Consider the following 7,140-nt stretch of genomic DNA (forward strand, 5'->3'; position numbering starts at 1 on the left):
GAGGTTACTCCCCAACGGATATTTTAGAACCTATATTTTGTAAGATTTGTAGGTCGACTCAGAGATAAAGATTATGAATCGCTTACGATATAAACGACGCGATTCCCATTCTTCTCCACCATAAGGGCGTCGTAATTCGAGGGAGTGTTTGTTTTAAAAGGTGAGCGATCGTGGACATAATAGTCATACTTATTCAATGAACCGAAATCAAAAGTAGCGTCAGGCTCCCTGAGCGCTAATTGCAAATCGCCGGCAACAGCTTCTCCGATTGGGGAGTTGTAAGGATAGGATTTTTTTGTCTTCAAATCTGTTTTTAAAATTTTCATATCGTCGTCTTTTAAAGTATAGATATAAAGAGATACGCCGTCGCCGAGGAAACTCGGCGCTTTTTTTATGGAAAATTCTTCCTGCGCCCTTCCGGAGAATCTCGTGTTAAAGGAATAATTCGCCTCCTTTAAAGGCCTCGGCGTCCGGTCCGAGGATAAAAGGACGACGGTGAAACCGAGGAGAAAACAGGCGGAGAGTAATAAAACCCCTCGCTTACGATAATCATTCATTATCATCACCTTCTTCATAGCGCAAAATATCCCCCGGCTGGCAATCCAGCGTCTTGCAAATGGCGGAGAGGGTAGAAAAGCGAATGGCCTTTGCCTTTCCCGTCTTTAAAATCGAGAGATTGGGCAAGCTAATATCCACCGCCTTTGAAAGTTCGGTGAGGGTCATTTTTCGTTTGGCGAGCATAAGATCTAAATCAATTTGAATCATGGCGCACCTCAAATGGTAAGATCATGCTCATCTTGGAGCAGACGTCCCTTTTCCACCACATCGGCGAGAAGAAAAAAGAGAAAAGCCGGCAGTAAAAACAAGCCTACAAATAACAGAGAGGCGATGAAAACTGCAATAGATCCTAAATTGATTCCGAGATAGAGGCCGAAGAGAAACGTCAAAAGACTTGATGCCAAAAAAGCCAGCCCCGTGCGATTGAGTCCTTTTTCCATAGGCAGTTCAAACACTTTGCCCCTGCCGTAGAGATAGGTCGTGTACATGCCCGATAGAATGGCCGCCATAAGGGAAAGGCCGATCAGAGCGAAAAGCGTGAGAGCGACGGGCACCATGTATAGATAAGGTGCAAACGTGGGATCGCCGGTGACCCATCCCTTAATGGGCAAGACGCCGATGATGGCGAACAATGTGGCGACGCCTAATAGAGCCAGCGCCAAAGCGAAGCCGATGAAATATAATTTAAATTGTTTCATACGTTACCTCCTAAGATTATTATACCCGGAGGTTAACGATATTCAATAAGGATTTAGCGAAAAACATTAAGAAAAGGATAAGATATCTTTATTTTTAAAAGGAAATTTAGACGAATTCCCATATCCAAAAGGCTAGCCGATAAAATGGAATCGCATAAAAGTGTACGTTGTTCACAATAGATACGAGAGATCGTTCTTTATTAACGGGCAATAAAAATGAGAAATAGAGTAAGCATCAAAATGAACCTTTGCAGAAAAAGAAGGGGAGGGTATTTTGTGGACGCTCATGATGTAAAGGTGAGAAAATAGCCATTGAAAAGATAACTGAAAATAATTATCAAATATTTACGAAAAGCCCTTGCTTTTTTAAAGGCGAGCCTATATAATCATAGATGTAAACGATAAGAATTATCAAAAGAACCTTGTGGTACATATATATCAGATACTTCTTTCGTTTATGCCATAGTGTGCAGCGTGCAGGTGCCGCAGGGTGGAAAGGAGAATGTGTATGATACCTGTAATTTACTGGTCCGGTACCGGAAATACAGAAGCCATGGCCAATGCCATTGCTGAAGGAATCCGTGATGCCGGTGAAGAAGCTAACATTATCGAAGTTGATAGCGCTACACAAGAAGTAGTAGAAAGTGCAGAAAAGATCGCTTTCGGTTGCCCGGCCATGGGAGCTGAGGAACTGGAAGAAGGCAGTATGCGACCTTTTATGGACGACGTAAATCCTCTTCTTAAAGGTAAGAAAGTCCTCTTGTTCGGTTCCTACGATTGGGCCGACGGCGAATGGATGGAAACCTGGGAAGACGAAGTGCGAGGCCAAAGTGTTTCTTACATCGACACCGTCATCGCCAAAGGCGAGCCGGATAGCGATGCAGTAGAGGAGTGCAAAAAAAGTGCTCGCGCGTTATGTGAAGCGTAAGCTGAACCATACGACAGTTGGCTATCTCAACCAATGCGCATCCTGTGACGATCGTGCATATTTGGAAGCCATATTAAAAGCCTATACGGCGCCGACAACTTTTTGCGGAAAGACAGGAACTCTTGTCAGCTTAGTGAACCATTCGAGAGATCTTTCAGGTTGTTGGAGATGCGATGAAAGCGTGAGACAATCCATACCCCTTGCACACGCTGAATTCGTAAATGCCAAAGGCGGTTTATTACTTTACTTCTATGATCAAAAAAAACTTGAACACAAACTAACAGACAAAAGATGCCAAGCTTTTTTAAAGAATCGCGGCTATAAATATGATACGGCGGAGGAAGCCATTGCGGAGTTAAAAAGACGATTTTTAACTGGCTGCCCCGACGAAATCGGCATCTTTTTAGGCTATCCTCTATCCGATGTGGAAGCATTCGCCAAGAGGCGAGAACATCGCTTCGTCGGATACTGGAAATGCTACGAAAACATCTTGCTATCGAAAATACGCTTTTTCTTTTTTGACCTAGCGAAATACCTCGTCATGCGACGAGGCGTGCAAGTAAACTAAATAATGACACCTTCCTATATTCTGTTGAAAAGGACGTCTGCGTGACGTCCTTTTTTCGTGCAAAAAATTTCAAAAACAGAGTTGACACTGTATTAAGACGATGATACAATGACAATGTATTAAGGGAGTGATACAGTCGAAAGGAGGGTAAGCGTGGAATTACTAAAGGTACAGTCAGTTACGAAGGATTACGGTGAGGGAAAAGGTCTCTTCGATTTTTCCATGAACCTTCAAAAAGGAGATATTGTGGGCCTGATCGGCATCAACGGTGCCGGAAAGACTACCCTGCTCAATATTTTATCCGGAAATATTCATCCTAATAAGGGCAAGGTATTTTATGAAGGCGAAGAGATGACAATCGATTCGGAGCGAAGAAAAAACTTCGGCGTGTCGGTCAATCCTGAATTCTATCCATATTTAACTGCCTATGAAAATTTAGAAGCTGTTTTATTTTTAAACGGCGTACAAAACCATAAGAAAATGGAAGATGAAATTCAACGAGTTCTAAATATTGTAGGGCTGAGAGGTTCGGAGCATAAGAAGGTAAAACCTTTTTCTTTCGGCATGAAGCAGCGATTGGGTTTTGCTCAGGCGATCTTAAACGCAGACACTCTTATGTTGCTAGATGAGCCCTTTGTGGGATTGGATATTCACGGTCGCAACATGGTAAAGGATTTTATTCGGGAGATGGTGAAAACTCGTGAGATGGCGGTTATCTTTTCGGATCACAATTTAGACGAAGTGAAATCCCTTTGTAATCGATTGGTCGTCATAAAAGACGGCGTGAAACGGTACGACGGGGACATTCATATACAAAGCCCGATTGTGTTAAACGTGGAGTGTTCGGCATTAGTGGATAGTCGCTACGCGGAACAAATTGATGAGCATAGACTATTAGTGACGGAAGACCAACTGCATGAGAAATTACAGCATATCGGCAGTGTCACCAAAATCAGAACTATCGAAAAGATAATGAACCCCTTGGAAAGCTTTTTGGAGGAGGGAGAGAATGGCACAACTGATAAGATTTGAAATATATAAACAATTAAAACGAAAAGAAAATCTCCTGATCCTTTTCATGTTTGCTTTACCGCTATTTTACAGCTTGGGGGTGTACACCCATTCCGGCATCATTACGTACAATAGTAAGGAACTTATTAACGGCTTAACTTTCGCCAATGATATGTACACATTAGTTTACATGGTGTTTATTATTTTCCTATTTCTCGCTATTAACAGCGCCAACATTTTAAAAGGCGAAATAGAAAATGGCAGTATATCCATGATGCTCACCCGCGTTAATAAAAGGCGTAGAATCTATTACGCAAAGTTTTATGCCCAGACCTTTTACTGGGTGATCGTATCCCTATTATTTGTTTTATTTTGTCTCGCCTGCTATTATGTGTTCCTTTCAAAAATGGACATTGCAAGCGGTACATTCGCAGGAACAAATTGGATAAGCGATCTTATGACCATTGTGGGCATCGGTTCATTTTATATACTCATCATAAGCTTGGTGCAGTGTTTGAGCATGTACTTTAAATCCTATGCATCTGTAGGGATGTTTATTCTGCTCTACGTGATTATGATGTATTTAAAGTCGTTTCCTATGATTCAGACCCTAATACCGATCTATTATTTAGGGAAACTTATAGCTTCCGTAGACACTACAGATTTTATAAAATTTATGGTTTTAAATTGGGGGCTGGTATGTGGTCTTAACTTAATAGGCAATCGAAAGTTTAAAAAAAGCGATCTATAAGTGGCAACCGAAAGGAGGGTATTGTGGAATTTGACACCAATCGGCCCATTTACCTGCAATTATACGAAGAAATTAAAAAGCAGATCGCATCGGGGGAATTGGCTCCCGGCGAAAAGCTGGAATCGGTAAGAAATTTGGCAAAAACCTATAGCGTGAATCCGAACACGGTGCAACGCGCATTACAAGAATTGGAGCGAGAGGAGTTGATCGCTACGGACAGGACCCGGGGAAAATACGTCACCGATAACAGAAAGAGCATCGATACGCTGGCGAAAGACGCTTTTTTCGACGCTTGCGACGCGCTCATCGGTGTGGCGGACGATTTAAGCATGACGAAAGAAACGGCCATGACACTACTTGAAAAACGCTGGACGAAGGGGGAATAAGATGAAAGCGACGGAAATAAAAAATCTCACCATGGAATACCGAGGCAATATAGTCTTGGATCGATTCGATTTAACACTGGACGAAGGGCATATCGTCGGCTTGCTCGGTCCCAACGGCGCCGGAAAGACCACGCTTTTAAGAATTTTAGCAGGTCTTGAAATGAATTATAAAGGCGACGTGGCGGTATTCGGTAACCGACCGGGGCCTTTGACGAAATCCTACGTCAGCTACCAGCCGGATCACCTGCCCCTTCCCAAAGATTTAACGGCGGATGATGCTATCGACCTATACAAGCATTTTTACGATGATTTCGATAAGGAAAAAGCGCGGAAAATGCTGGAACGCTTTAAGTTGGAGAGAGATCGCCGCATTCGGGAAATGAGCAAGGGGATGCGAGACAAATTGCAAATCACCCTCACCCTTTCGAGAAAAGCGAAACTTTATCTCCTGGACGAACCCATCGGTGGCGTAGACCCGGCGGCGAAACAAGGGGTTTTGGATGGCATCTTAGACGGCTTCGATCCCGAGGCGACTCTGATCATCTCCACTCACATGGTGCGCGACATCGAGCCCATTATCGACATGGCGGTGATGATCGGCGACGGAAAGGTTATGATTCAGGATGAAGCCGACGCCCTTCGGGAAAAGTACAATACAGATTTAGAAGCGATTTTCAGGGAGGTGTACCGTGTCTAAATTATTAAGCTACTATTTAAAACGGGACAAATGGATACTGCTCGCCATGGCGATTTTGCCCCTCTTGGCGTCTGTGGTATTGACGTACGAAATAGGGCCTGTCATTAACTTTATGGCCATTTACGTGACCTTTATCGTGGCGACTCTCATGCTATGTTACAGAGATTATAAACGCTTTTACGGCGAGTACAGCAGCTTTTTCAGCGGCTTGCCCCTTACGGGAAAAGAGATCGTCGGCGGGCGGGTTATATGGTTTATCCTTGTCAATTTGTGGCAACTGGTGATTATCCTCGTGAAAGGGATCGAAGTCTATCTGAGAATGTTGAGAGACATCTCAGTTTCAACGGAAGTCAAGACAGAATTAATACCCTATCTTCAACAGGTTCCCCCTTCAGTTTACGTCATCGGCGTGTTGCTCATCTTCACCAGCATCATAATGGGAGCGTGCTCTTGGGTCTTTGTCGTAAGTGTGGGAAGTGAAAAGATATTTCGGCGATACGGCATCGGCGGGCCGATTTTGCTCTATATCGCCCTACAATTTGTTTACGGCATCGGCAGTAGTCTGTTTGTAGATTTTTTAAGCGGTCATTTCCTGGATTACTACAAAGGATCGGGAGCCGTTAATCCCGATGCAGCCATCGCCTCGGTTACTCGCATGGTTCACGTTATCGGCGGCGCCTATTTGGTGATTATGGCGATCGTATCTGTGATTCTTTATCTACGGAGCGTGTACAGCCACGAGCGTAAACTTTCGGCACAATAGAATGGATGGAAAGAAAAGAAAGAAGATCGAAAGGTCTTCTTTTTTTGATGAAGATTTTTCTTCTTCAAGAAATGGACTATCTTAATGAAAAATGATTTTTATAAAAGATATGAGATGGCTTTTCTCTTTCAAAAGAAAAAGATTCACTCAAAAATCTTTTTCTGAAACTTAGGAGGAGGGAATAGGGCGCCCGGATTCTCTCTTTTCTCCGCGACAGAGCTTTCCTGGTTGTGTGAAACCGAATAAAAGCAATTACGTTGCGAGAACACTGATTTTATTATTTTTTCAGAAGATTTTTTCTTGATAAAGTAGAGCATTCATCTTAAATATTTTCCGGGGAAAGGAATAGGGCGTTGCGATTCGCCCTCTTTCCTTTCCCCTTCCCCGCGACATGGTTCTGGGGTTGTGTAAAACCGAATTAAAAAGTAGTTTTGTGCGTGAATGTATTTTTTTAAAATTCGTTCGGAGGTTTTTTTCTTTTAAAAGCAAATCATACCTCCTAAAACCTCCTTCCTTTCCACCCTAACGCTTTTTAGCAGTCCGAAGCCCTAACGGGCCTCGATTTGTATTGGGTTGCGTCGCGAGAAAGCACACTCTGTTTCAGGTATTTTTTTAATAACTATTGAATAAATGTAATGTGTTTCTTTTTGCTTGCATGGCATAAGATGGGGAAAATGCCGCAGGCATTTTCTTCTTATTAAAAAGCCGGCCAGAATGGGGATGGGGTCCGCGGGGAAGGGGAAATGCGGTGGATAGGTTACACTAATTAAGACAAGTTTC

11 protein-coding genes are annotated in these 7,140 nt (G+C 43.1%); 7 read left to right on the plus strand and 4 right to left on the minus strand.

Annotation, left to right across the window (positions count from 1 at the left end):
- Nucleotides 1–71: 71 nt before the first annotated feature.
- Genes HMPREF1863_RS01990 through HMPREF1863_RS02000 form a run of 3 tightly spaced genes read right to left on the minus strand, consistent with a single transcriptional unit; the run spans nt 72 to nt 1,256 of the window.
- A complete protein-coding gene (locus HMPREF1863_RS01990) occupies nt 72–557 on the minus strand; it encodes a hypothetical protein (protein ID WP_068366927.1) in 486 nt (161 codons plus the stop codon).
- Nucleotides 550–765 (minus strand): helix-turn-helix domain-containing protein, encoded by a 216-nt coding sequence (locus HMPREF1863_RS01995; RefSeq protein WP_068366929.1) that lies wholly within the window; start codon nt 763–765, stop codon nt 550–552. The genes HMPREF1863_RS01990 and HMPREF1863_RS01995 overlap by 8 nt, the downstream gene beginning before the upstream one ends.
- Nucleotides 766–773: 8 nt before the next feature.
- The gene (locus HMPREF1863_RS02000; RefSeq protein WP_068366931.1) at nt 774–1,256 is read right to left on the minus strand and encodes a hypothetical protein; all 483 of its coding nucleotides are present in this window, start codon (nt 1,254–1,256) and stop codon (nt 774–776) included.
- 508 nt (nt 1,257–1,764) lie between these two features.
- On the opposite strand from HMPREF1863_RS02000, the gene HMPREF1863_RS02005 reads away from it, so the two are divergent.
- From HMPREF1863_RS02005 to HMPREF1863_RS02035, 7 genes are all read left to right on the plus strand, one after another.
- A complete protein-coding gene (locus HMPREF1863_RS02005) occupies nt 1,765–2,184 on the plus strand; it encodes a flavodoxin (protein ID WP_407705187.1) in 420 nt (139 codons plus the stop codon).
- Nucleotides 2,174–2,752, plus strand: coding sequence for a DUF3793 family protein (locus HMPREF1863_RS02010; RefSeq protein ID WP_198142698.1), 579 nt, complete (start codon nt 2,174–2,176; stop codon nt 2,750–2,752). Before HMPREF1863_RS02005 ends, HMPREF1863_RS02010 begins: the two co-directional genes overlap by 11 nt.
- Before the next feature lie 153 nt (nt 2,753–2,905).
- Nucleotides 2,906–3,784, plus strand: coding sequence for an ABC transporter ATP-binding protein (locus HMPREF1863_RS02015; RefSeq protein WP_068366936.1), 879 nt, complete (start codon nt 2,906–2,908; stop codon nt 3,782–3,784).
- A complete protein-coding gene (locus tag HMPREF1863_RS02020) occupies nt 3,762–4,514 on the plus strand; it encodes an ABC transporter permease (protein ID WP_068366938.1) in 753 nt (250 codons plus the stop codon). The genes HMPREF1863_RS02015 and HMPREF1863_RS02020 overlap by 23 nt, the downstream gene beginning before the upstream one ends.
- Nucleotides 4,515–4,537: 23 nt before the next feature.
- Nucleotides 4,538–4,900, plus strand: coding sequence for a GntR family transcriptional regulator (locus tag HMPREF1863_RS02025; protein WP_068366940.1), 363 nt, complete (start codon nt 4,538–4,540; stop codon nt 4,898–4,900).
- Between the two features lies 1 nt (nt 4,901).
- Nucleotides 4,902–5,597, plus strand: a complete 696-nt coding sequence (locus HMPREF1863_RS02030) for an ABC transporter ATP-binding protein (protein ID WP_068366942.1) — start codon at nt 4,902–4,904, stop codon at nt 5,595–5,597.
- Nucleotides 5,590–6,360 (plus strand): hypothetical protein, encoded by a 771-nt coding sequence (locus HMPREF1863_RS02035; protein ID WP_068366944.1) that lies wholly within the window; start codon nt 5,590–5,592, stop codon nt 6,358–6,360. Before HMPREF1863_RS02030 ends, HMPREF1863_RS02035 begins: the two co-directional genes overlap by 8 nt.
- A gap of 548 nt (nt 6,361–6,908) precedes the next feature.
- Here HMPREF1863_RS02035 and HMPREF1863_RS09295 read toward each other — a convergent pair.
- On the minus strand, nt 6,909–7,140 hold a 232-nt coding region (locus tag HMPREF1863_RS09295), incomplete at its 5' end, for a hypothetical protein (protein WP_232300090.1).

The organism is Aedoeadaptatus coxii, from assembly GCF_001553115.1.
In the GTDB taxonomy this organism is placed as follows: domain Bacteria; phylum Bacillota; class Clostridia; order Tissierellales; family Peptoniphilaceae; genus Aedoeadaptatus; species Aedoeadaptatus coxii.